At 61.3% G+C, this 24,879-nt stretch carries 23 protein-coding genes; 10 read left to right on the top strand and 13 right to left on the bottom strand.

The window, feature by feature from the left end:
• Window positions 1–48: 48 nt before the first annotated feature.
• The 7 genes from gudD to ABDX87_RS25525 all read left to right on the top strand — a co-directional run bounded on the left by gudD (window position 49) and on the right by ABDX87_RS25525 (window position 7,588).
• Window positions 49–1,392, top strand: coding sequence for a glucarate dehydratase (gene gudD / locus ABDX87_RS25555; protein WP_346830389.1), 1,344 nt, complete (start codon window positions 49–51; stop codon window positions 1,390–1,392).
• 144 nt (window positions 1,393–1,536) lie between these two features.
• On the top strand, window positions 1,537–2,190 hold the full coding sequence (locus tag ABDX87_RS25550; RefSeq protein ID WP_346830388.1) for a DUF1345 domain-containing protein: 654 nt from the start codon (window positions 1,537–1,539) through the stop codon (window positions 2,188–2,190).
• Window positions 2,191–2,470: 280 nt separating this feature from the next.
• The gene (locus tag ABDX87_RS25545) at window positions 2,471–3,436 is read left to right on the top strand and encodes a D-2-hydroxyacid dehydrogenase family protein (protein ID WP_346830387.1); all 966 of its coding nucleotides are present in this window, start codon (window positions 2,471–2,473) and stop codon (window positions 3,434–3,436) included.
• 78 nt (window positions 3,437–3,514) lie between these two features.
• Window positions 3,515–4,165, top strand: coding sequence for a bifunctional nicotinamidase/pyrazinamidase (pncA, locus tag ABDX87_RS25540; protein ID WP_346830386.1), 651 nt, complete (start codon window positions 3,515–3,517; stop codon window positions 4,163–4,165).
• A 219-nt stretch (window positions 4,166–4,384) separates the two neighbouring features.
• Window positions 4,385–5,323 (top strand): formate/nitrite transporter family protein, encoded by a 939-nt coding sequence (locus ABDX87_RS25535; protein WP_346830385.1) that lies wholly within the window; start codon window positions 4,385–4,387, stop codon window positions 5,321–5,323.
• 212 nt (window positions 5,324–5,535) lie between these two features.
• Window positions 5,536–6,219, top strand: a complete 684-nt coding sequence (locus tag ABDX87_RS25530; RefSeq protein ID WP_346830384.1) for a response regulator transcription factor — start codon at window positions 5,536–5,538, stop codon at window positions 6,217–6,219.
• The gene (locus ABDX87_RS25525) at window positions 6,197–7,588 is read left to right on the top strand and encodes a sensor histidine kinase (protein WP_346830383.1); all 1,392 of its coding nucleotides are present in this window, start codon (window positions 6,197–6,199) and stop codon (window positions 7,586–7,588) included. The genes ABDX87_RS25530 and ABDX87_RS25525 overlap by 23 nt, the downstream gene beginning before the upstream one ends.
• Window positions 7,589–7,634: 46 nt before the next feature.
• Here ABDX87_RS25525 and ABDX87_RS25520 read toward each other — a convergent pair whose 3' ends face one another.
• The 3 genes from ABDX87_RS25520 to ABDX87_RS25510 form a co-directional block, all read right to left on the bottom strand.
• Window positions 7,635–7,793: a hypothetical protein gene (locus ABDX87_RS25520; RefSeq protein ID WP_346830382.1), complete on the bottom strand. Its 159-nt coding sequence runs from the start codon at window positions 7,791–7,793 to the stop codon at window positions 7,635–7,637.
• On the bottom strand, window positions 7,780–8,571 hold the full coding sequence (locus tag ABDX87_RS25515; protein ID WP_346830381.1) for a zeta toxin family protein: 792 nt from the start codon (window positions 8,569–8,571) through the stop codon (window positions 7,780–7,782). The genes ABDX87_RS25520 and ABDX87_RS25515 overlap by 14 nt, the downstream gene beginning before the upstream one ends.
• A 121-nt stretch (window positions 8,572–8,692) precedes the next feature.
• Complete coding sequence (locus tag ABDX87_RS25510) at window positions 8,693–9,103, bottom strand: hypothetical protein (protein ID WP_346830380.1); 411 nt, start codon at window positions 9,101–9,103, stop codon at window positions 8,693–8,695.
• A 206-nt stretch (window positions 9,104–9,309) separates the two neighbouring features.
• On the opposite strand from ABDX87_RS25510, the gene ABDX87_RS25505 reads away from it, so the two are divergent.
• The 3 genes from ABDX87_RS25505 to ABDX87_RS25495 are packed head-to-tail and all read left to right on the top strand — an operon-like array spanning window position 9,310 to window position 15,101.
• Complete coding sequence (locus ABDX87_RS25505; protein WP_346830379.1) at window positions 9,310–12,552, top strand: efflux RND transporter permease subunit; 3,243 nt, start codon at window positions 9,310–9,312, stop codon at window positions 12,550–12,552.
• On the top strand, window positions 12,542–13,708 hold the full coding sequence (locus tag ABDX87_RS25500; RefSeq protein ID WP_346830378.1) for an efflux RND transporter periplasmic adaptor subunit: 1,167 nt from the start codon (window positions 12,542–12,544) through the stop codon (window positions 13,706–13,708). The genes ABDX87_RS25505 and ABDX87_RS25500 overlap by 11 nt, the downstream gene beginning before the upstream one ends.
• On the top strand, window positions 13,692–15,101 hold the full coding sequence (locus tag ABDX87_RS25495) for an efflux transporter outer membrane subunit (RefSeq protein WP_346830377.1): 1,410 nt from the start codon (window positions 13,692–13,694) through the stop codon (window positions 15,099–15,101). Before ABDX87_RS25500 ends, ABDX87_RS25495 begins: the two co-directional genes overlap by 17 nt.
• A 103-nt stretch (window positions 15,102–15,204) precedes the next feature.
• Here the strand turns inward: ABDX87_RS25495 and ABDX87_RS25490 are convergent, their stop codons facing one another.
• From ABDX87_RS25490 to ABDX87_RS25445, 10 genes are all read right to left on the bottom strand, one after another.
• Window positions 15,205–16,050: an amidohydrolase family protein gene (locus ABDX87_RS25490; RefSeq protein WP_346830376.1), complete on the bottom strand. Its 846-nt coding sequence runs from the start codon at window positions 16,048–16,050 to the stop codon at window positions 15,205–15,207.
• 66 nt (window positions 16,051–16,116) lie between these two features.
• Entirely contained in the window at window positions 16,117–17,403 is a 1,287-nt protein-coding gene (locus ABDX87_RS25485; RefSeq protein ID WP_346830375.1) for an MFS transporter, read from the bottom strand.
• Window positions 17,404–17,633: 230 nt separating this feature from the next.
• A complete protein-coding gene (locus ABDX87_RS25480) occupies window positions 17,634–18,365 on the bottom strand; it encodes a GntR family transcriptional regulator (protein WP_346830374.1) in 732 nt (243 codons plus the stop codon).
• Between the two features lie 191 nt (window positions 18,366–18,556).
• Window positions 18,557–19,843: an MSMEG_0569 family flavin-dependent oxidoreductase gene (locus ABDX87_RS25475; RefSeq protein ID WP_346830373.1), complete on the bottom strand. Its 1,287-nt coding sequence runs from the start codon at window positions 19,841–19,843 to the stop codon at window positions 18,557–18,559.
• A 185-nt stretch (window positions 19,844–20,028) separates the two neighbouring features.
• Window positions 20,029–20,349: an MSMEG_0570 family nitrogen starvation response protein gene (locus tag ABDX87_RS25470; protein WP_346830372.1), complete on the bottom strand. Its 321-nt coding sequence runs from the start codon at window positions 20,347–20,349 to the stop codon at window positions 20,029–20,031.
• Window position 20,350: 1 nt separating this feature from the next.
• Entirely contained in the window at window positions 20,351–21,391 is a 1,041-nt protein-coding gene (locus ABDX87_RS25465) for a sll0787 family AIR synthase-like protein (RefSeq protein ID WP_346830371.1), read from the bottom strand.
• A complete protein-coding gene (locus ABDX87_RS25460; RefSeq protein ID WP_346830370.1) occupies window positions 21,384–21,944 on the bottom strand; it encodes an MSMEG_0567/Sll0786 family nitrogen starvation N-acetyltransferase in 561 nt (186 codons plus the stop codon). Before ABDX87_RS25460 ends, ABDX87_RS25465 begins: the two co-directional genes overlap by 8 nt.
• Before the next feature lie 26 nt (window positions 21,945–21,970).
• Window positions 21,971–23,053, bottom strand: a complete 1,083-nt coding sequence (locus ABDX87_RS25455) for an MSMEG_0568 family radical SAM protein (RefSeq protein ID WP_346830369.1) — start codon at window positions 23,051–23,053, stop codon at window positions 21,971–21,973.
• On the bottom strand, window positions 23,040–24,032 hold the full coding sequence (locus ABDX87_RS25450; RefSeq protein WP_346830368.1) for a Nit6803 family nitrilase: 993 nt from the start codon (window positions 24,030–24,032) through the stop codon (window positions 23,040–23,042). The genes ABDX87_RS25455 and ABDX87_RS25450 overlap by 14 nt, the downstream gene beginning before the upstream one ends.
• A 137-nt stretch (window positions 24,033–24,169) precedes the next feature.
• A complete protein-coding gene (locus ABDX87_RS25445; protein ID WP_062387355.1) occupies window positions 24,170–24,652 on the bottom strand; it encodes an MSMEG_0572/Sll0783 family nitrogen starvation response protein in 483 nt (160 codons plus the stop codon).
• Between the last annotated feature and the right edge of the window lie 227 nt (window positions 24,653–24,879).

Here is a 24,879-nt window from a genome sequence, read left to right as displayed (position 1 = left end):
CGTTTTGACGGCGCCCTCGCGGCGCCCTGTAAACCCAAGGATTTAGCCATGACCACACAGCACTCCGGCAGCACCCCAGTCATCACCGAGATGCACGTCATTCCGGTTGCAGGCCACGACGACATGCTGCTCAACCTGAGCGGCGCCCACGGCCCGTACTTCACCCGCAATATCGTGATTCTGAAGGACAACGCGGGCCACACCGGCGTCGGCGAAATTCCAGGCGGCGAGAAAATCCGCCAAACGCTGGAAGACGCCCGTTCCCTGGTCGTCGGCAGCACCGTCGGCAATTACCAGAAGATCCTCAACGACGTGCGCCGCACCTTTGCCGAGCGTGACTCGGGTGGCCGCGGCCTGCAGACCTTCGACCTGCGCATCACCATTCACGCCGTCACCGGCATCGAAGCGGCGGTGCTTGACCTGCTGGGCCAGCACCTGGAAGTGCCGGTCGCGGCCCTGCTCGGCGAAGGCCAGCAACGCGATGAAGTGAAGATGCTGGGTTACCTGTTCTACGTCGGTGACCAGAAGAAAACCAACCTGCCGTACCGCACCGAGAACGACGCCGACAACGAGTGGTTCCGCGTACGTCACGAAGAGGCACTGACGCCGGAAGGCGTGGTCCGCCTGGCCGAAGCAGCGTTCGCCCAATACGGTTTTGAAGATTTCAAACTCAAGGGCGGCGTGCTCAGCGGCGATGCCGAGATCGAAGCGGTCACGGCGCTGGCCGAACGCTTCCCGAAAGCGCGCATTACCCTGGACCCGAACGGCGCCTGGTCGCTGAAAGAAGCCATCCGCCTGTGCCGCGATCAGCACAAGGTGCTGGCCTACGCCGAGGACCCGTGCGGCGCTGAAAACGGTTACTCGGGCCGCGAAGTGATGGCCGAGTTCCGCCGCGCGACCGGCCTGCGCACCGCCACCAACATGATCGCCACCGACTGGCGTGAAATGGGCCACGCCATTCAACTGCAATCGGTGGACATCCCGCTGGCCGACCCGCATTTCTGGACCATGCAGGGTTCGGTGCGCGTCGCTCAGATGTGCAACGAGTGGGGCCTGACCTGGGGTTCGCATTCCAACAACCACTTCGACATCTCGCTGGCGATGTTCACCCATGCCGCCGCAGCTGCTCCGGGCAACATCACTGCGATCGACACGCACTGGATCTGGCAGGACGGCCAGCGTCTGACCAAGGCGCCGCTGCAGATCGTCGGCGGCAATGTGCAGGTGCCGAAGAAACCGGGTCTGGGCATCGAAATCGACATGGACCAGGTGGCCAAGGCGCACGAACTGTACAAAGGCATGGGCCTGGGTGCACGCGATGACAGCGTGGCCATGCAGTTCCTCGTTCCCAACTGGTCATTCAACAACAAGCAGCCTTGCCTGGTGCGTTAAGCCGCTGAGGCTGTTTGAAACCGTTCCACGTTCATTGCCAACTGGCGACCGGCGCGTAACCCCTTGCGCGCCGTTTTTCTTCCCTGCCGCCTTGTCGATCCGCGCATGCTATGTTTGCCGCATATCACTGCCGTGAAGTCGTCTATGCCCCATCTCACCCAGACCCACCCTCGCCTGACTATCGCCACTGCCCTTGGTGCTGCGGCCGGTATCGCATCTGCGTTCATCGCTCCCCAGATCACCCTGACCAGCAAATGCCTGATCGCCTGGAACGTCGCCGGGTGGATCTACATGATTCTGATCATGGTACGTACGTTCAAATCCAACGCCGAGGACGTCAGACGGATCGCCGAGGTCGAGGATGAAAATGCCGGACTGGTGCTGATGGTGGTCTGCGTCGCCGCCATCGCCAGCCTTGCCGCCATCGTGTTGGAGCTCGCCGGGATCAAGGGCATGAGTGCCAGCGACAAAGCGCTGCATTACGCCTTCACCGGTTTCACCATCCTCGGCTCCTGGCTGTTGATCGGGGTGATCTTCAGCCTCCATTACGCGCGCATGTTCTACACCTGGAGCGGCGAAGACGCTGCCCTGCGCTTTGCCGACGGCGAACAGAACCCCGATTACTGGGACTTTCTGTACTTCTCGTTCACCCTCAGTGTGGCGGTACAGACTTCCGACGTGGGTGTCGCGACCCGGAATTTGCGCAAAGTGGTGCTGGCGCAGTCGTTGATCGGGTTTCTGTTCAACACCTCTATTCTGGGGTTCTCGATCAACATCGCGGCAGGATTGTTTAATTAGGCCCAATGGCCAGGCCCCGCGACACTCAAGGCCTGACACCCATCCCCTGTGGGAGCGAATTCATTCGCGATGCGTCGGCACAGACAACGTATTTGTGTCGTCTGGAACCTGTTTCGCGAATGAATTCGCTCCCACAGCGTATCCCTATAACGCTTGAAATCTCGCCACTGCCCAGAAGCCGAGCTCGATCCCAGGCGCTTTCAGGGTTCCACTCCGACGGGCTCAGGCGTACTGTGAGCGCCACACATCCAATGTGCTCCTTGAACGAGGCCTAACTGATATGACTCAGGGTTCCACGCTGAGAATCGCCGTGCTCGATGACTGGCAATCCGTGGCTGAAAACGTCGTGGACTGGACAGTGCTCAAGCCCATCGGCGAGGTCAGCTTCCTTCACGATTATCCTGCCGACACCGCGACACTGGCCGCCCGCTTGAAAGACTTCAGCGTGATCTGCGTGATGCGCGAACGCACGGTCTTCGACGACGCCCTGCTCAGTCAACTGCCCAACCTCAAGCTGCTGGTGACTGGCGGCATGCGCAATGCCGCCCTGGACCTCAAGGCTGCGGCACGCTTGGGCATCACCGTCGTCGGCACCGACAGCTACAAATACGCCGCCCCGGAACTGACCTGGGCACTGATCATGGCCGTTACGCGCAACATCGTCGACGAGGCCAACTCCTTGCGTGCCGGAAACTGGCAGATCGGGATCGGCAGCGACCTGTATGGCAAGACGCTGGGCATCGTCGGGCTGGGCAGCATTGGCCAGAAGATCGCGCGCTACGCCCTGGCGTTTGACATGAAGGTGATCGCCTGGAGCGAAAACCTGACCGCAGAGCGCGCCGCCGAACACGGCGTGACCTACGTCAGCAAGCAGGCACTGTTCGAGCAATCGGACGTGATCTCGGTGAACCTGGTCCTCAGCGATCGCAGCCGTGGGCTGGTGGACGCCGAATCGTTGAATCGCATGAAGCCGACCGCGTATCTGGTGAACACCGCGCGCGGGCCGATCGTTGACGAAGACGCGCTGATCGAAGTCCTCAAGCAGAAGAAAATTGCTGGCGCCGCACTCGACGTGTACAGCGTCGAGCCGTTGCCGGCGGATCACCCTTTCCGCACACTGCCCAACCTGCTGGCCACGCCGCACGTGGGTTACGTCACCGAAAACAACTACCGGATGTTCTTCAGTCAGATGATCGAGGATATCCAGGCCTGGCACGCGGGCGCACCGATTCGGGTGTTTGCCTGAGGGCACCGGGTAGTTCCTGTGGGGGTCTGCTCCCACAGGGCTGCACTTGATTCAAACACTTCATCAAGGACATGGCTGATGACCGCTTCCCTCAACCGCTTGCCCTCTGACCCGCGCAGCGCGCTGCTGGTCATCGACATGCAGTACGACTTCATGCCCGGTGGCGCGCTGGCCGTCACGGCTGGCGATACGCTGGTGCCGGTGATCAACCGCCTCGGCGCGCAGTTTCGCAACGTCGTGATCACTCAGGACTGGCACCCGGTCGATCACATCTCGTTCGCCTCCAGCCACGCCGGGCGTACCCCGTTCGACAGCATCACCCTGCCCTACGGCCCGCAGACGCTGTGGCCGGATCACTGCGTCCAGGGCACCCATGGCGCGCAGTTGCATGCCGACCTCGATATCCCCCATGCACAACTGATTCTGCGCAAGGGCTGCAATGCCGGGATCGACAGCTACTCGGCATTCGTCGAAGCAGACCGCACTACCCAGACCGGACTGGCCGGGTACCTCAAGGAACGTGGCATCGACAGCGTCTTCGTGGTCGGGCTGGCACTGGACTTCTGCGTCGCCTGGTCGGCGCTGGATGCACGGGCAGCAGGGTTCAATACCTGGATCATTGCCGACGCGTGCAAGGCCATCGACCTGAACGGTTCGCTGGACAAGGCGTGGAAGGATCTGGCTGCGGCGGGTGTGGTGCGGATTGACAGCGCCGGACTCGCTGACTGAAACCTGTAAGAGCGTGGCTTGTCCCGCGATCCGGGATGCCGGCGACATCGTTGGAGCCTGACACGCCCCCATCGACGACATACGCATCTACAAACCGTGCGTACAAGCAGCAGGCCATGGCGAACGACGGTAAACGAATCGGGTCTGAACCTTCAGCACGGCACAGGCCCCAACGGGCCGCACTCGCCGTTCCCTCCCTGAAGAACACCGAGATCGACCATGGACAGCGAACAAGACGGCAAGACCCCGGGCCTCACGCCCGAAGAAGAGCGCGACATCGATGAAAACCAGCCGCCCCGCGCCGCGGTCCTGCACGAGACCATTCGCATGCAGGGCGATCAGGAACTGGAGCGCAATGTCGCGGCGCTGTTCTGGTCGGCGCTGGCGGCGGGCCTGACCATGGGCTTGTCCCTGATGGCCATGGGGTTGCTCAACTCCAGGCTGCCGGACGGCGAAGGTTTCCACGCCATTGCCAGCCTGGGTTACAGCGCGGGCTTTCTGGCGGTCATCCTGGCGCGCCAGCAACTGTTTACCGAAAACACCATCACGGCGGTTCTGCCGGTGATGACCAAATTCACCCTCAGCAACATCGGTCGTCTGTTACGGCTGTGGTCGGTGGTGCTGGTCGGCAACCTGTGCGGCACCTTGCTGGTGGCTTACGTCATGCTGCACTTGCCGATTTTCGACAGCAAGACCGACCTGGCCTTTCTGGAAATCGGCCGCAAGGTCATGGAAAACGATGTCGGCACCATGTTCGCCAAAGGCATCATTTCAGGCTGGATGATCGCCACGATGGTCTGGATGATCGCGTCCATGGAAGAAGCCAAAGTGGCGATCATCGTGATGATCACGTACCTGATGGCCTTGGGCGACTTCACCCACATCGTGGTCGGTTCGGCCGAGGTGTCTTACCTGGTGTTTGCCGGCGAACTGCCGTGGAAGGATTTCTGGATGGTCTTCGCAGGCCCCACGCTCGCCGGGAACATCATCGGCGGCAGCTTTATCTTTGCCTTGATCAGCCACGCGCAGATCCGCAGCGAAAGTGGCGCGCCGAAGAAACAGGGGTCGCAGAAGCAGGCATCCCAGCAAAAGCAGCGCGCTGGCCTGGATCGTGAAGAGACAGAACGCAAGGGTGATGCAGCACGTAAGAGCACTTGAGATCCTGTAGGAGCGCGCTTGCCCGCGATTGCGGTTAGTCGGCAACATTGTTGTCGCATGACACTCCGCAATCGCGGGCAAGCGCGCTCCTACAAGTCGGTGTTGAGCGGGAAAACAAGGCACCTGGACCTTCTTAAATTATTTTTAAGAAATACCGGCTACGTTTAAAGGCAAAATAAAGCCTTCAGTCACTACGTGGTTCAGACATCCCAATGACCCGAATCCTGACAATCGAAGACGATGCCGTCACCGCGAAGGAAATCGTTGCTGAACTCAGCAGCCACGGCCTTCAAGTGGATTGGGTCGACAACGGCCGCGAAGGCCTGGTACGCGCGGTCAGCGGCGACTACGACCTGATCACCCTGGACCGCATGCTCCCCGAAGTCGACGGCCTGGCCATTGTCACGACCATGCGCGCGTTGGGGATTGCCACGCCGATCCTGATGATCAGCGCCCTGTCCGACGTCGACGAGCGCGTCCGTGGCCTGCGTGCCGGCGGTGATGACTACCTGTCCAAACCCTTCGCGTCCGATGAAATGGCCGCCCGCGTCGAGGTCCTGCTGCGACGCAGCAACCCGGTGACCCAGGCCGAAACCATGCTCAAGGTCGGCGACCTCGAACTGAACCTCATCACCCGTGAAGCCAGCCGTGCCGGCCAGCCGCTGAACCTGCTGCCGACCGAGTACAAACTGCTGGAATTCCTGATGCGCAACAGCGGCCAGATCATCACCCGCATGATGATCTTCGAAGAAGTCTGGGGGTATCACTTCGACCCAGGCACCAACCTGATCGACGTACACATCGGTCGCTTGCGCAAGAAAATCGATCCCCCTACCCTGACGCCGCTGATACGTACCGTTCGAGGCTCAGGTTATGTCATTGCCGAACCCGTCTAAGGGCTGGCGCTCCTCCAGCAGCCGTCTGCTGGCGCTGTACAGTTTCCTGTTCGTGGCCTGGAGCAGCATCCTCATGGGGGTGCTGTACTGGGAAGTCACCAGCTACCTCAACACCCTCGCCCGTCACTCCCTGATGCAGCGCCAACAGTTGTTCTCGCGCTTCGAGGGTGCACAGCTGGACGACGCTCTGCACACCAGCGATAAGTTCGACATCCGCTCCGTCGATGCCTATGGCCTGTTCGACAAGGATTTGAAGCCGATCAGCGGACCCGTCCACGAGATTCCTGAAGGACTGAAGCTCACCGGCGAAATTCAGGAACTGGACACCTGCATCGACTCCGATGATCCGGACGTGCCGCGCGCCAGCTGCGATGCCGTCGCGATCCACACCATGGACAATCGCTGGCTGGTGCTGGTGCGTGACAACGGTTCGCTGTTTGCCGTGACCACACTGATCCTGCGCGCGTTGCTGTGGGGTATCTCGCTGACGATCATTCCCGGCGCGCTGGGCTGGCACCTGTTGCGTCAACGGCCGCTGCGGCGTATCGGTGCGATCCAGGCCAGCGCCGAAGCCATCGTCACGGGCGATCTGACCAAACGCTTGCCGGTCTCGAATCGGCGCGACGAACTGGACATGCTGGCGGATATCGTGAACGCCATGCTTGACCGTATCGAACGCCTGATGAACGAGGTCAAAGGCGTCTGCGACAACATCGCCCACGACCTGCGCACCCCGCTCACCCGATTGCGTGCCCAGCTGTACCGCATTCAGCAACAGTCCGCAGAAGATTCGCCCCAAGGCGAACAAATGGCGCAGGTCATCGCCGACGCCGACACCTTGATGGCACGTTTTCGAGGCCTGTTGCGGATTTCGGAACTGGAAGATCACCAGCGCCGTTCGGCGTTCAGTCAGATGGACCCTTTGCCTTTGCTGCACGAGCTGTACGACTTCTACCTGCCGCTCGCGGAAGAAGGTCGTGTCGCACTGCAACTCAAAATAGCCGAGCACCTGCCGCCTGTGGTCGGTGACAGGGCGTTGCTGTTCGAGGCCCTGTCCAATCTGCTCAGCAACTCGATCAAGTTCACCCCCCCCGGTGGCCAGGTCTTGCTCATCGCCCGAGCCGAAGGCGATACCACGTTCATCGAAGTCCAGGACACCGGCCCTGGCATTCCCGATGCCGAACGTGAGGCGGTGTTCAAGCGCTTCTACCGCAGCGAAACCGGCAACCAGCAGAGCGGCTTCGGGCTTGGCTTGTCTATCGTCGCGGCGATCGTCAACCTGCATGGTTTTAAATTGCGGATCGGCAACAGTCCTTCGGGCGGGGCGAGTCTGGTGTTGGAGTGTCGGCAGGTGTTGGCGTTGGGGTGATACAACAAAGCCGCCTCAAGGGCGGCTTTGTTGTATCGAATTCAGGTCACATGTTACGGGCTTTCTCGATGATCCGATCCTGCCGCTCCCACGCCTTCTTCATGACCTCCTGATAAACGCGTTCCTTTTCTTCGGAGGTCGCGTTGCGGACGAAGTCAGACAATGACCTCTTCATTTCCTGGTCGTTCTTTTCAGACGGGTTCATTGATATCCCTCATGTCGTCCAGCGTCCTTTCAAGCGAGGATTGATCATAGATTTCAGGTACGTGATCGTCAATGCGCTGGATATTCTCCTTGTAGAGGCGTGTTGATCCGCTCTCATTTTTTATAAGAATGTCGACTGTGACCGCGTGACCGAACTCTATCTTGAGTCGGTTCACAACGTTGCGCGCGCTGAAATACTGTCGGACAAACTCGCTCAAAGGAATGTTACGGCCCTCTACCTGCTCTCTTGCAGTCACAAATCTCCACGCCAATTCAGGGTCTTGATAAACGTACAAAATCAGGACGAATCGCCCCCTCCTCAAAGACCTGGGAATATTACGAGCTACCGTCTCGAAGTTCGCCGACGTGCCATCCAACAGGAACGACTGATTTTGCTTCAAAACCTGGTCGTGAAGTTTGTCCACCAAAACCGAAACGGCACGCTGGAACAGATACGAATTGCCTGATGAGTAGGCAGGTATTTCAGCCCTCAACAAATCAGGGTCGATTCGGACCGATCTGGCTTCGAACCTGGCCAGAAACTCCAGCGAAGCCTCTGTCTTGCCCGCTCCGGGCGAGCCTGCCATAAATATAGAGACGGGATACTCTTCCGGCACATAAATCGAAGTATCCGTCAGCCTCTTCGCAATCTCCCTTCTATTTGCTTTAGCGAATAGCAGCGCTTCATCTGCAATTCTTTGATCATCTGGTCCCATGGCCCTCAGCTTCCTTTCGTTGAGTTCATCATGCGTCAATCGCTGGGGATTATTGGTGATCACTTTGGACACGCCTATCCGACGCAACAAAACGAAACAGGACGCGTTGGGGACCATTAACAAAAAAGCCCATGACGTTCCCGCCATGGGCTCAACAAACACCAGTGGTGAAAGAAACGTCAGGTCACCCCGGCATACAGGTGAAATCCTTGCTGTGCCCGATCTGATGCCCGCTCGAATCCTCAAGTTTCACCCGATACTCCTCGCCCAGACTCGACTCCACCAGTTTGTAATGCTCACCGGCCTTGAACTGGTCAAAGCGAATACCCGCTTCACAATTCATCTGCCCGTCATCACCGCTGCCCTCGACGATCAGATCGACGTCCAGCGTGTGCGCCCCGGGTTTGACGTCGAAATAACGGCCGTCATTCAAGCGTTTTCCGTCCAGATCCTCCGCCATCAGTACCCCGGAAGGTTCTTCCTGCAAGCCGATCCACGCCTCACTTGGGCCAGCCTTAGGCATCGGACCGGCGCAGGCGGACAGCACAGCGACCAGACCCAACATCGGAACAAACAGCAACGATTTGGCATTCATGACACAACCCTCAGCAGTTGAAAAAGTCCCTGTGGCGCAGGGTGAATTTCGATGGAGCAAGGCTGCGCGTGCGCCGGATGAACAACAAATGAATCCCCCATGAAAGCTCCTTGTGTGCCGGACTAACTATTTGTTCATTCGGCTGAAAGCTGCCTGTTAGGCGCCTGCACCAAGACTGCGCTCATTCGAAATGGGAGGTTTCCGGCATGCTCGGGCTGGTCAAGACTGCATTGCTCAAGCCATACACGTTCATCGTGTTGGCGATTTTCATCTGTATTGTCGGGCCCATGGCGGCCCTCAAGACGCCTACCGATGTGTTCCCCGACATCGGCATTCCAGTGGTGGCGGTGGTCTGGCAGTACGCCGGATTGTCGCCGGACGCCATGGCCGGTCGGGTCATCTACACCTATGAGCGCTCGCTCAGTACCACGGTCAACGACATCGAGCACATCGAGTCGCAGTCCCTGCCGGGCATGGGCATCGTCAAGATCTTCTTCCAGCCGGGCGTCGACATCCGCACCGCAAACGCGCAGGTGACAGCGGTTTCACAAACCGTGCTGAAACAGATGCCGGCCGGTATCACGCCGCCGCTGATCCTCAACTACAGCGCTTCGACCGTGCCGATTCTGCAGATGGCCTTTTCCAGTCCGACGCTCTCGGAAGCGCGGATTCGCGATCTGGTGCAGAACAGCATCCGTCTGCCGCTCAGCGCCGTGCCCGGTCTGGCGATGCCGACGCCCATGGGCGGGAAACAACGCCAGATAACCCTCGACCTCGACCCGCAGGCGCTGGCTGCCAAGGGCCTGTCGGCGCAAGACGTCGGTAACGCGCTGGCGGCGGGCAATCAGATCATTCCGGTGGGCACGGCCAAGATGGGCAGCGACGAGTACACCGTGCTGCTGAACAACAGCCCGAAAGCCATCGACGAACTCAACGACTTGCCGATCAAGACCGTCGACGGTGCGCTGATCACCATCGGCCAGGTGGCGCACGTGCGTGATGGTTCGCCGCCGCAGACCAACATCGTGCGGGTCGACGGGCGTCGGGCGGTGCTGATGCCGGCATTGAAGAACGGCAATATTTCGACCCTGTCGATCGTCGACGACATCCGCAACATGCTGCCGCTGATCAACGAAACCCTGCCGCCCGCCTTGAAGACCTCGCTGCTGGGCGACGCCTCGGTCTTTGTGAAAGAGTCCGTCGGCAGCGTGGCCCGGGAAGGCATCATCGCGGCGCTGCTGACCAGCGTGATGATCCTGCTGTTCCTCGGCAGTTGGCGTTCGACGCTGATCATCGCGGCATCGATTCCACTGGCGGTGCTGTCGGCCATTGCCCTGCTGTCGGTCACGGGCCAGACACTGAACGTGATGACCCTCGGTGGGCTCGCGCTGGCCGTGGGGATTCTGGTGGACGACGCCACGGTGACCATCGAGAACATCAACTGGCACCTGGAGCAAGGCAAGGCCGTCAAGGACGCGATCATGGACGGTGCGCGACAGATCGTCGGCCCCGCGTTCGTTTCGCTGCTGTGCATCTGCATCGTGTTCGTGCCGATGTTCATGCTTCAGGGGATTGCCGGTTACCTGTTCCGGCCGATGGCATTGGCGGTCATCTTCGCCATGGGCAGCTCGTTCCTGCTCTCGCGCACACTGGTGCCGACCCTGGCGATGTTTCTGCTTAAGCCTCACGTGCTGGAAGGCGGCGCCGGGCATCATCCGGAAGATCCGTTCATCAATCACCACGAGGGCGATCAGCATGGTCGGCAGCGCAACGTATTGCTGCGTGGCGCGCTGCGTTTCCAGCAGGGCTTCGAACACCGTTTTTCGGCGATCCGCGACGCCTACCATGGGCTGCTCGGTCTGGCGCTGAAGCGGCGCAAGGCCTTTCTGCTGGGGTTTCTCGCCTGTGTACTCGCCAGCTTTGCCCTGTTGCCGAGCCTGGGTGAGGATTTTTTCCCGGCCACCGACGCGGGCGCGCTGTCGATGCATGTGCGCCTGCCGCTGGGCACGCGTATCGAAGAAAGCGCTGCCGCGTTTGACCGCATCGAACAACGGATTCGCGAAATTATTCCGGCCGATGAACTGGATACGGTGATCGACAACATCGGCATTCCGCTCAGCGGCATCGACATGGCCTACAGCAGCAGCGGCACCATCGGCCCACAGGACGGAGACATTCAGGTCACACTCAAGCCTAATCACGCGCCGACCGCCGATTACGTCAAACGCCTGCGTGAAGCGCTGCCGCAAAGCTTCCCCGGCAGCCAGTTTGCGTTCATGCCTGCCGACATCAGCAGCCAGATCCTCAACTTCGGCGCCCCGGCCCCGCTGGACCTGAAAATCTCAGGGCCTGACGGCGAAGCGAATCGGGCCTACGCCGTGGAACTGCAACGCCGGTTGCAACACATTCCCGGCATCGCCGACCTGCGCATTCAGCAGTCCACCGGTTACCCCTCCCTGCAAGTGGACGTCGATCGCCTGCGCGCCAAGCAACTGGGCATCACCGAGAAGGACGTGACCACCAGCCTCGGCGCCTCGCTGGCCGGCACCTCGCAGGTGGCGCCGACGTACTGGCTGAACCCGAAAAACGGTGTGTCGTACTCGGTGGTCGCGGCCACCCCGCAATACCGTCTGGACAGCCTGCCGACCCTGGAAGCCCTGCCGATTACAGGCAGCGACGGTCAGTCGCAGATCCTGGGTGGCCTGGCGACGATCAAGCGGGTCGACAGCCCCGCAGTGGTCACGCATTACAACATCCAGCCGACACTGGACCTGTTCGCCAACGTGCAAGGCCGCGATCTGGGCGGCGTAGCCAAGGACGTGCAAACGGTCATCGACGACATGGCACACCTGCGGCCCAAGGGCGCGACGATCAGCCTGCACGGCCAGATCGACGCATTGCATGAAGCCTTCAGCGGTCTGAGCCTGGGCCTGCTCGGCGCCGTGGTGCTGATCTACCTGCTGATCGTGGTCAACTTCCAGTCGTGGATCGATCCGTTCGTCATCATCACGGCGTTGCCAGCGGCGCTGGCCGGGATCGTCTGGATATTGTTCCTCAGCGGCACCTCGTTATCGGTGCCTGCGCTGACCGGCGCGATCCTGTGTATGGGCGTGGCGACCGCCAACTCGATTCTGGTGGTGAGCTTCTGCCGCGAGCGTCTGGCCGAACACGGTGATGCGCTGCTGGCGGCGCTGGAGGCCGGCTACACCCGTTTCCGCCCGGTGTGCATGACCGCGCTGGCAATGATCATCGGCATGCTGCCGCTGGCAATTTCCCAGGAACAGAACGCGCCGCTGGGACGCGCGGTCATTGGCGGGCTGATTCTCGCCACCACCGCGACCCTGCTGTTCGTGCCCGTGGTTTTCAGCCTTGTACACCGCCATTCGCAGCCCAAGTCTGCCGACTCTGAAACCCGCGCCATTGATGGAGAAACACCCCATGTCGTCTGAAAAAGTCCCTTCGAGCAAGCGCCTGATGCTCACCGGCGTGGGCGGCCTGACCCTGGCGGCGTTGCTGGTCGCCAACGGGCTGGCGGCTCGCACGCGGCACGAACACGCTGTCGCCGCCTGGACCGAAAGCCAGTCGGTGCCAGTGGTGACCGTGGTGTCGCCATCGCAAAACGCCCAGGGCGACACCCTGCAACTGCCGGCGCGCCTGGAAGCGTGGAGCAAGGCGTCGATCAACGCCCGGGTCAGCGGTTACCTTAAAGACTGGAGCGCGGACATCGGCACCCAGGTTCAGGCCGGTCAGGTACTCGCGCAGATCGACAGCCCGGAACTCGATCAGCAACTGGCCCAGACCCGCGCCCACCTCGCGCAACAACAGGCCACCGCGCGGATTGCCGAAACCACCGCCGCGCGCTGGCAACATCTGCTGGCGACGCATTCGGTGTCGCAACAGGAAGTGGATGAGAAAGTCTCCGCAGCCACCGCCGCAAAGGCCGACATGCAAGCGGCCGCAGCCGACTGTCAGCGGCTGTCCGACCTTGCTGCCTACAAGACCATTCGCGCGCCTTTCAGCGGCACCATCACGGCGCGCAACACCGACATCGGTCAGTTGATCAAGGCTGACGACGGCGGTGGCACGCCGTTGTTCAGCATGGCCGACACCCATCGCCTGCGTTTGTATGTGCCGATTCCGCAGAATTACGCCAGCGTCATCCGTCCAGGCATGCAGGTGCGACTGAGCGTGCCCGAGCACCCCGGCAAGACCTATACCGCGACACTGATGGGCGACTCCACGGCGATCGATCCGCGCTCCGGCACCCTGCTCGCCCAATTCGTTGCCGACAACCCAGACGGTGCCCTGCTGCCAGGCGACTACGCCGACGCGACCTTGCCGGTGAGCGCTGGCAGCCACGGCATGAGCATCCCTGCCAGCGCGCTGATCTTCCGTGCCAAGGGCACGCAGGTGGCGACCATGGACACGACGGGGCATGTGCACCTGCGCAACATCCATATCGCGATGGACCTGGGAGATCGGCTGGTGATCGATCAGGGGCTTCAGGCGGCCGACAAGGTGATCGACAACCCGCCCGATGCGTTGCGTGAAAACGACCCGGTTCAGTTGGCCGACGCGGGAGGTGAGCATGCGCCCAAGGCTTGAAGGCTTCGCGCTATTGATTGCGATGACGTTGCAGGGGTGCTCGCTGGCACCGACGTACCATGCGCCAGACATCCCACTGCCCGCGCATTACAAAGAGCAAGCCGGGCCCTGGCACACGGCGCAACCCGCAGACCGCATCCAGCCGCAGTGGTGGCAGGTCTTTGAGGACAAGCAACTGAACGACCTGCAACAACAGCTGCTCAAGGCCAATCCTGACCTTGCGGCAGCGCTGGCCCATTACGATGCCTCGCAGGCCTACGCCAGCCAGTTGCACGCCGGGTTGTTTCCTCAGGTCAACGCCAGCGTCGCCCCGCTGCGACAGCGTCAGTCGGATCGCCGGCCGTTGCGCGGCGACACCCAGCCTTCGGTCTACAACAGCGACACGGCGGGCTTCAGCCTGAACTTCGACCCGGACCTGTGGGGCAAGATTCGCAATCAGGTCGCCGCCGGTGATGCTCAGGCACAAGCCTCGGCGGATGATCTGGCGGTGGCGCGACTGAGCCTGCAACGCCAGCTCGCGACACTTTACGTGCAGGCCCGCGGACTGGACGCACAAAGCCGGATTCTCAAGACGTCACTGGACGACTACCGCCAGGCCTTGCAACTGACACGCGACCGCTACGAAGGCAAGATTGCGTCGGAACTGGACCTGACCCGCGCCCAGAGCCAGTTGGCCGAAGCCCAGGCGCAACTGGACGATGTCACCGCCCAGAGCAACCTCAGCGAACACGCCATCGCCGAATTGGTGGGTGTGCTGCCGAGCGACTTTGCCCTCGTCCATGACGCCGCGCCGCTCACGCTTCCCGAGATTCCCCAAGCCCTCCCCGGCAGCCTGTTGCAACAGCGGCCGGACATCGCGGCCGCCGAGCGTCGGGTGTTCGCTGCCAACGCCAATATTGGCGTGGCGAAAGCGGCGTGGTACCCGGATTTCAGCCTGACTGGGCTGCTCGGCGGGCAGACCCAAGGCAGCGGGAACCTGCTCGCAGCGGCCAACCGGTATTGGGCGTTGGGACCGCTGGTCAACCTGCCGATCTTTGACGGTGGCCGCCGCAGCGCCAACGAACGACAGGCCAGGGCTGAGTTTGAAGAAGCAGCCGCGCAGTATCACAGTCAGGTGCTCAAGGCCGTGCGCGAAGTCGAAGACAATCTCGGTCAGCTACGTGATTTGCAGCAGGAAGCCCAAGACCAGAAAGCGGCAGTCGATGCGGCACAAAGCGCCGAGCGCATGGCGATGAGCAGCTATGAAGCGGGGGCCGTGAATTACCTGGACGTGGTGACGGCACAGACCACCGCCTTGCAGGCGCAACGGCGGTTGCAGGTGGTGGACACCAGTCGGTTGCAGGCCAGTGTGGGCTTGGTGGTGGCGTTGGGCGGCGGGTGGAAGACCCGTTGATGTAGCCTGAGAACACACTGCAAGTGGGCCAGCAGATGCAGTACCTGTGGGAGCAAGCTGACTTCCACAGGTTCATCTCTGCATCTAGAAATCGGTCTTCAACTCAGGCCTCAACCACCGCGAAACCGAACAGCACTTGCGGCGCTTCGATCAGCAATGAGCGCATGATTTGCGGCGAACATTCCAGCGCCCGCAACTGCTCGACCACCGAGCCAAAACTCACGCGGCTTTCATGCTGCGTGTGCGGCCAGTCGCTGCCCCAGACCAACCGCTGCGGGCCGAAGCTCTGCACCAGCAACGGTATCGCGGCGCGGGCGAAATCAAGATTCTCAGGCTCACTGCCTTCGAGTCGATAGATGCCGGACACTTTCATCCACAACCGGCCGCCGAGGCCTAATTCCAGCAGCTCGCGAAACCCCGGCTGATCAAGGCCCAGCCGCGCATCCGGCCGGCCGAAATGGTCGATGACGACCTTCACGCCGAACGGCATCAAGGCCCGGATCAAGCCCGGCAGATCGGCGACATGACGATGCAGTTCGACATGCCAGTCCAGCTCGGCGATGTGACCGAACAGCACGGCCCACTGAGGCTCGGAAAAGTCCGGGAGTGCCTTGCCCATCAGGTTCAGACGAATACCGACCACACCCAGGCGGTCCATCTCGTCCAGCTCACGGCGGCTGATCTCGCGGTCAACCACCACCACGCCGCGCAATTGTTCCGGCGCTTGGCGCAGGGCGTTGAGCAGGTAACGGTTATCGGTGCCGAGAAAGCTCGGCTGCACCAGCACGCCATGGCTCAATCCGTGGCCCTGCAGGTTGTGTTGATACATCGCCAGCGTGGCGTCGTAGTCAGGTGAATAGCGTCGTGCCGATGTCAGATCCAGCTCCCTGCTGAATACGTGTGCGTGGCCGTCGATGCCAAGAATCGACGCGGGAAAGGTATCGGACATGGGTCTCATCTATCGAATAAAGCGCGGCGCCAAGCGTTTGAACCCGGCCACCGCGCAGGAAAAACATCAGGCGCTGGTCTTCTCGCTGCGCGCCGAACCCTTGGCAACAGCCGCGCTGTCCTCCAGGCTGCGGCCGCGGGTTTCCGGCAGGCACAGCGCGGCGATCACCGCAACGCCGTAGGCAATGCCGGCGTCGATTCCGATGGCCGAACCCAGCGACATCGACTCACTCATGTGGCCGACCAGGAACGGGAACACCGACGACAGCACACGGCCAAAGTTGTAGCAAAAGCCGACCCCTGCTCCGCGCACGTCGGCCGGGTAGAGTTCGTTGAACAGCGCGCCGAGGCTGGCCGGAATGCCGGCCGCGAAGAAGCCCAGCGGAAAACCGAGGAACAGCATCTGGGTGTTGGTCAACGGCAGAAACACGTAGCACTGAACGGTGATGACGCAACACAGGGCGAACAGCACGATGTTCATGCGACGACCGATGCGGTCAATCAGAAAGCCACTGGCCACGCAGCCGCACCAGAAGGCAAAAATGATCACCGCCAGGTAACCACCGGAATTGAGCACCGACAGGTTGCGTTCGGTTTTCAGGAAGGTGGGCAGCCAGGTCATGACCGCGTGGTAACCGCCGTGAGCCCCGAGGCCGAGCAAGCCGCCGAGCAGCGTCACGCGGATCAGCTCAGGACGGAAGATACCGGCCAAGGATTTGAAGAAGCTCTGCGGAATGGCTTTTTCTTTCTGCAGGCGCTGAAAGCTGTCGGGTTCTTCGACGTTGCGACGCACCCAGATGATCAGCAGCGATGGCAGCAGGCCGACCAGGAACATCACGCGCCAGGCGATATCGGCCGGCACGAAGGAGTAGATCAGGGTGAACACGCCCACCGCCAGCCCCCAGCCCACGGCCCATGCGCTCTGCACGGTGCCCATGACCTTGCCCCGGTATTTCGGGTTGATGGTTTCGGCCATCAATACCGCGCCGGCCGCCCATTCACCGCCGATGCCGAAGCCCTGCAAGGCCTTGACCACCAGCAGCGAACTGAAGCCGGTGACGAATGCGGACAGAAAAGTGAAAAACGAGAACCAGAGGATCATCCATTGCAGGGTGCGCACGCGACCGTACCGGTCGGACAGCGTCCCGCCCACCCAGCCGCCCAGCGCCGAGGTGACCAGTGTCACGCCACTGATCAGGCCTGCATCGCCTTTGCTCAAGGCAAAAGCGGCAATCAACGCCGGAATGGCCAGACCGAACATCTGGACTTCAAGGGCGTCCAGCGACCATCCGCCGAAACAGGCCCAGAACGTTTTACGCTCCCGAGGAGTGACTTGGCGATACCAGTTGAACATGGTTCTTGTCCTTATGAAGGTGTGAAGCGGCAGTGTTGTTGAGCCCGTTCTCAATGACAGGCTTTAAGCAAATCCCGGTGGCGAACGCTGTTCCTGTGGGAGCGAATTCATTCGCGAAAAGATCTTCCAAACGGCAGAGTTGTTTTGATCCCAAGGGCCTCTCGCGAATGAATTCGCTCCCACAAGATCAGCGTTCCCCGGCCCGTTCGCGTCGGACCGGGCAGGCAGTGTTATCGAATATCCACGCTGTAGCGGAAATGACTGGCGTGCCCGCGCGAACGGCGCCATTCCAGCGGCTGGCCAGCGTAATTGCGCGCCAGGCGCTCAATCACCACCACCGGGCTGTTGACCGGCACTTGCAGCAGGCGCGCGTGCACCTCGCTGATCGACTCGGCGGTCAACGTCTCTTCGGCATAGGCAACGACCTGGCCGCAAAGCTCTTCGTAGATGGGGTACAGCAAAGGACCGTGCCGGCTCAGATCCGTGTCCAGCAGGGTCTGGAATTGAACCTGTGGCAGCCAGATTTCTTCGGCCAGCACCGGTTGCGCGTCCAGCAGACGCAAGCGGATCATGCGGATGACCGGGGCGTCGAGCGGCAGGCCCAACGCTTGGGACACGGCGGACGGCGCCATCACCGGCTCGATGGACAGAATGCGGCTCTCCGGCACCTGACGCTCGCCGGACACGCTTTGAAAACGGAAGAAACGAAACAGCGAAGACTGAAACTGCGGGCGACGAATGAACGTGCCCCGCCCTTGTTGGCGCTCCAGAATGTTTTCGTTGACCAGCATGTCGATGGCCTTGCGCACCGTGCCGGTGGACAGGCAATACTCGCTCGACAAAGCGGCTTCAGTAGGAATGGCTTCGCCCGGACGCCAACGGTTATTGGCGATCTGCTCGGCCAATTGATCACGCAGACGTTGATAGAGCGGCAGACGGACATCACTGGATAGACGGTTCATAGGCGCTTCGCTGTTGTAGTTATGTAGTCATCTATATGAATCTGAGCGAAGTATTGTCCCGTTACAAATGATCGTCAAGGGTGAACGCCACTGTTGCCTGATGAGCGGCAGTCAGTGGGTCAATGTCCCCTGACCTGTAGGAGCGCGCTGCGTCTGGAACACGACACGCACGCTCCTACCGTTCAGCGCGTTTATCGATTGGCGACCTTACGCTCCGCCACGGCACCGACGATGTGCTCCACCACGTACTCGGCATCTCGCGCCACGCCCGAAAAACGGCCTGAGCCCCAGGTGTACAGCCATGGCAGGCCGAGGAAATACAGGCCCGGCTGCGCCGTCACGCCACGCACGTGACCCGGATGCCCGCGACCGTTGAACACCGGGGCTTCTACCCACGTGAAATCCGGGGTGAAGCCAATGCACCAGATGATGCTGGTGATGCCCTGCTCCGCCAGATTCAGTTCGCGGCGCTCTTGCGAGGGCGTCCACACCGGCTCGTAACGCTCACCCGCAGGCGCATCGATGCCGTGTTCGGCGATGTATTTATCGATAGAGCCGTTGATGCGGTTATAGACCGCGTCGGCGCTGTCCAGGCTGTCGCTCAGATTGCCGGAAAACTGCAACACGTCACCCTGCAACCCTTCCAGTCGACCGAACAGTTCCATGCCTTCGAGCGCGAACTTGCGAAGATCAATGTCCCGTCCGCCGTCGCGGCCGGTCACGTAGTGGTTGGTGTTGTCGCGCACGCCTTCGCGCAATGGATGAGTGTCGACACCGATCCGGTAGTAGCCCATTTCCGCGAGCCAGTCGACCACGTCCTTGCCACGATAGAAACGCGCACAGCGGGGTGCGTCGCCTACCGCCAGAAAGACTTTGCGGCCTGCCAGGTGCAGGTCTTCGGCAATCTGCGCGCCAGACTGACCGGAACCGACGACCAGCACATTGCCTTGCGGCAGGGCTTGAGGATTGCGGTATTGCTCGGAGTGAATCTGGGTGATGCCCACCGGCAGACGCTCGGCCAGACGCGGAATGATCGGCGTGTGATAGCCGCCGGATGCGCAGATCACCTGATCGGCGGTGAACTCGCCATGGGAGGTGTGCACCTCGAAGCCACCGGCGGCACGCGGGACTACTCGCTTGACGGCAACACCTTCACGAACGGGCGCGTTAACGGTTTTGACGAAGCCGGCCAGATAGTCGTTGATCTGGTCTTTCTTCATGAAGCCGTGGGGATCCTGGCCGCCATGTTCCTCGCTGTAGCGGTAACCTGGCAGCGCGCACTGCCAGTTCGGCGTGACCAGGCTGAAAGCGTCCCAGCGCTGATTGCGCCAGGTGTGGGTCACGCTGTGTTTCTCCAGCACCAGATGGTCCACGCCCTGCTGTTGCAGGTAGTAACTGGCCGACAGCCCGGCCTGCCCGCCGCCGACGATGATGACGCTGTGGTGCGGTGTTTTGAGGGTAGTGATTGAACTGGGCATGGTCGGGGCCTCCAGGGTGCAAGTCATGAAAGTCAAAATGTATGGGCTACGGCAATTTGTGCGGCAGAATCGCGGTCTTCCTGTGGGAGCGAATTCATTCGCGATGCGGTGTCAAAACCAACCGAAATGGTTCGGATGTACCGCCGCTCGCGAATGAATTCGCTCCCACAGGGGATGGTGTTGAATCAAAAAGAACTCCACCCGGCGCCCGTCACCCGGCCGCCGCCTTCGGTCCGCATGCTGAGAATTTCCACCTGCCCGTCCCCTTGATAGTGAGCCTGGCCCTTGAGCGAACTCAGGGTGTCCATGGCCGAGCTGCAGTAGAAGCCCTTGACCGCCTTGACCCGTTCGGACGCGTTGTTCAGACCGACTTCGATGCGCTGCAGAAACTCCGCCAGCGGGTAGCAGGCGCCCTCCTGCACATGCTCGTAGATGACTGTGGAAGGCGAATAGCCCGCGGCCTCTTTGCCATTGGGCCAGCGGATCTTGAAATTGACGGCGGGCATGTCAGTGCTCCTGATGGGTAGTCAAAGGGGAAAGGTCGAGATCGCGATAACCGAATCCGGTGAACGGCTGCTCGTTGAGGTCCCAGAACGTGCGGCGTTGAAGGCCGTGTTGCACGGTGAGCTCGGCGCTGTCGGTGACGCTGCCGATCCGCTCACAACGCAGACCCTCGAAGGCGAACGCTGCCTGAACGTTGGGCCAGTCCGCTTCATCCAGGGTCATGAGAAAGCCATAGCTGGGGAACACTTGCAGCCAGCGGGCCCAGTCAAAATCAGCGTCGGCATCGTTAGGACACGGCAGCCGTTGCAAATCGATGTCTGCGCCGCAACCGGTGGTCTCCAGCAGCATCAACAGGCTGCCGAGCACACCGGCATTGCTGATGTCCTTGGCCGCGTGCAGCATTTGCGCTTCGGCCAGTCGCGGCAGCACTTCCAGCTTGCTGCGCAGACGCTCGGCAGGAACGCCTTCGAAGGCTTTCCAATAGGTGCTGTCGGCATGCCAATACCCTTCCAGATCGACTGCCATGGCGATGACCTGACCCGGTTTGACGTGCAACGTCGACAGCAGCTTGCTGGCAATACCGGTGATCGCCACCGCCAACGCCGTCGGGTTGTGTTCCGAGAGGCTGGTGTGCCCGCCCGCCAGTATCAGGCCGTAGGCGTCGCAAGCGGCGCGGATGCCGGCGAGGATTTCCTGGGCGGCGACATCGTCGTGGTGCCAGTACGCATTGACCACCGCCGTGGCGCGACCGCCCATGGCGGTGATGTCGCTGACATTGGCCATGACCGCCGACCAACCGGCGAACCAGGGCGCGGCCTTGACGAAGCCCGGCAACATGCCTTCGATCGCCAGCAGCTGAAAATGATCGCCACACGCAATGGCCGCAGTGTCGTCGCCTGGCAGTGCATACAGCTGGGCGCGAGTCAGCTGTTTGTCAGCGCAGCCAATCAACTTCGCCGGTTGCTGGATCGCCTGTTTGGACAGCATGGCCGGGGTGTTGCGCAGGACGTCGAGCAGCGCGCTCAAATCCAATGAGTCAGTCATGGCGAGCCACCTTCAACGCGCGCAGCGAAACCTGACGCGGCATCAGCGGGTAGCTAGCCAGATCGGCCTGCATCAGGCAGTGCGGCTGGCCGAGCAGTTCGAGGTGCTCCAGCGTCCGCCACTGCAGCGCATGAAAATACGCCTCGTTGGGCGCTTGCACCGTGGCGTGGAACACCTCGCACCCGAGGTCTTTGGCCCGGGAGACCGCCTCATTGACCAGCGCCTTGCCGATCATGCTGTGACGGCGGTAGGCCTGCGCCACACACAACCGCCCGCCGAACCACAGCCCCGGCTCACGCTGATAGATACGCACAGCGCCGACCACCTGATCCGCCATGCCGCAACTGCCCGCCAGCGCCACAATGGCAATGGCCTGAAAGTCGTGGCTGTCCTTGTCCTGCGGCAGCAATTGTTGCTCATCGGAAAACACCGAGCGACGCAATGCGAAATACGCCTGTTTCTCCCAGTGTTCCGTGGCGGGCTTGACCACCAGTTCACCGGCGCGAAAAGGTTCGAAGGTGCTGTCTACGAGGGCAAAGGCCAGGTTCTGCATGATCCGTCTCCCGAGGCGCAAAAGGTCTATTCGTGATTCTTCAGCGCCGAGCACGCACCGCACTTGGCGCAGCCCGCATTGATATTTTCCGAGTGCAACCCGTGGCGACGCAGGCTGGCGCCAATCTGCGGGTACAGTCGGGCCATCATCGCGCTGTCGGGTTTGGGGTGATGCGCCAGCGGCGTGCCGTCGATGGGCACAAACGGCACCACGAACGGGTACACGCCCATGGCGCTCAGACGTTCGCTCATGTCGGTGATCGCGCGTTCGCTGTCGCCCAGGCCGGCAAGGATGTAGGTGCTGACCTGACCGCGACCGAACACCTTGACCGCCGCTTCGAAGGCTTCGAAATAGCGGCTCAAGGGGACTTCGGCCTTGCCCGGCATGATCCGTTGGCGCACTTCATCGGTGACGGCTTCCAGGTGCATGCCCAACGAGACGACGCCGCTGTCGGCGAGGCGCTCGAACCAGATGTCATCGTCCGGGGGCTCGCATTGGGCCTGAATCGGCAGGTCGACGGCCGCCGTTACCGCAGCGGCCGACTCACAGAGGATCGCAGCGCCCCGGTCCGGGGTCTGCGGCGTGCCGGTGGTCATCACCATGTGCTTGACGCCATCGAGCTCGACGGCGGCTTTTGCCACCTCGGCCAGTTGCTGCGGGCGTTTACGCGCAATCGTCTTGCCCGCAGCCAGGGACTGGCCGATGGCGCAGAACTGGCAGGAGGTGCTGCGATCATTGAAACGAATGCAGTGCTGCAAGACGGTGGTCGCCAGCACGTCGCTGCTGTGCAGGGTCGCAATCTTCCAGTAGGGAATGCCGTCGGCGGTGCTGCGGCTGTAGAAATTCGGCACGCCCGGCATTTTCACCTGACCGACCTGCAGGCCTTCACGGAAGATCAGCGCCAGGCTGCCATCAGCGCTGGGTTGAGCCTGATACGGCGAGCTTTGCGACGCCTGATTGAGGATTGGCACCATCATGGTCCGCTCGCCAAAGGTCAGCGCCTTGTGGTCCGAAGGCCCGGCGCCACCTTGGCGTGAGAGACCGTTTTGCGCAGCCGGCCAGCGCACGCCGTGGCATTGCAGCTCGGCGAGCAGCTCATTGGTTTGCATGATCGAACTCCTCGGCAGTGGCCGCGGTGTGAGACGAGGCCATGGGATGCGCAGCGCGCTCGTGGACTTTGGCCGTCGGCGTGCGGTCGATCAGCAAGCTCAGCAATTCCGGGCGGCTGTAATGCCCGACTGAATCCATCATGCGTTTGCGCTTGTCGATCAGCTTCAGGTCCAGGTCGGCCACCACCCAGCCTTCGCCCTTGCGCAGTGGCTCGCCGAGTAACTTGCCTTCCGGCGAGACGATGGCGGTAAAGCAGCCGCCGGAAATCGGGCCGAGGGCGCAGCCGGTGTCCTGCATGATCTGGCCTTGCTGATCGGCGTCGAGCCACGCCGTGGCGTTGACCACGAAACAGCCGGACTCGAGGGCGTGATGGCGAATGGTGACTTCGATCTGCTCGGCGAAGATGTCGCCCACCAGAGAGCCCGGAAACATCGCCACGTGGATCTGCTCGCCGTCGGCCATCAAGGCGTAACGGGCGAGCGGGTTGTAATGTTCCCAGCAGGCCAGCGAGCCGATGCGGCCCACGGCGCTGTCGACTGCGCGCAGGCCGGAACCGTCGCCCTGCCCCCAGACCATGCGTTCGTGGTAGGTCGGGGTAATTTTGCGGCGGTGTTGAATCAGCGTGCCGTCGGCATCGAATAACAACTGCGCGTTGTAGATCGTGCCGCCCTCGCGTTCATTCACGCCGATGGACGCGACGATGCCCGCTTCACGGCAGGCCTCGCCGATCTGCCGGGTGACATCAGAGGGCACGGTGACCGATTGTTCCAGCAGTTGCAGGTGTTCCTTGCCCATCGCGAACGGCGGCTGGACGAAAGAGAAATAGGGGTAGTACGGCACCACGGTTTCCGGGAAAACCGCAAACTGCACACCCTCGCGACCCAGCTCGAGCAAGGTATTGCACAGCTTGGCGACGGTGGCTTCGCGGGAGTACAGCACGGGACTGAACTGAACGGCGGCGGCGCGGATGGTGGTCATGGGGTTGTCCTGGTTGTTTCAGGTAACAGTGATTGAGGCCACTTCTTGCAGGGCGGTTGCGGACCTCTTCGCGAGCTAGCTCGCTCCCACAGGGTCTGATCGTTCCCACGCAGAGCGTGAGAACGATCACCGAGACGTCAGGCCGTCCAGGTATCAATGATCATCGCGCCCTCACGGCGCATCAGCAGGCGCAGGTCCATCACGTCCAGCGGGTTGATCGGACGGATGCCTTCGATCAGCGCCTTTTCGGTCTGGCCGTACAGCGCCTGCAACGCGAAGCGGCAGGCGTACACCTCGCCGCCCTCGGCCATGAACGCCTTGATCTGGTTGTTCACCGCCAGGTGACCCGGAAACGCCTCGGCGCCCAGCGTCGGAAAGCCGCGTTGCACGCCCAGTTGCACGCCCGGTCCGTAGAGCAGCACCTTGGTTTCGAAACCCTTGCGCAGCAGACGCTTGGCCTGAAGCATGTTGACCAGGCCGATCGACCCTTCGAATGCGATGGTGTGGAAGGTCAGCAGGGCTTTTTCGCCCGGCTCGGCTTTGACGTCCTCGAAGACCTTCTCTTCGTAATTGACCAGGAAGTCGCCGTCTTGATAGTGGTTGATGTCTACGCTTGGCATGTCGTCGCTCCGTTCAGGTGTTATCGGTGATCTGGATCGTTCACCGGGTGACACTTGGGTAGAGCGAACGCCGTGCCAAAAAATAAAAACCGTTTTCATCAGGCATTAACTGCTTGATTTCGAAGAAGATCCCTATCTGATCCGGTTATTTGTCAGCGTTCTGATGCTTTCAGGGCATTACGCATTCCCGTAGAAATACGAATATTCGTAGCGACACATCACGAGAT

It is taken from the genome of Pseudomonas abietaniphila (assembly GCF_039697315.1).
Taxonomy (GTDB): Bacteria; Pseudomonadota; Gammaproteobacteria; order Pseudomonadales; family Pseudomonadaceae; genus Aquipseudomonas; species Aquipseudomonas abietaniphila_B.
This window is presented reverse-complemented; position numbering and strand designations above follow the sequence as displayed.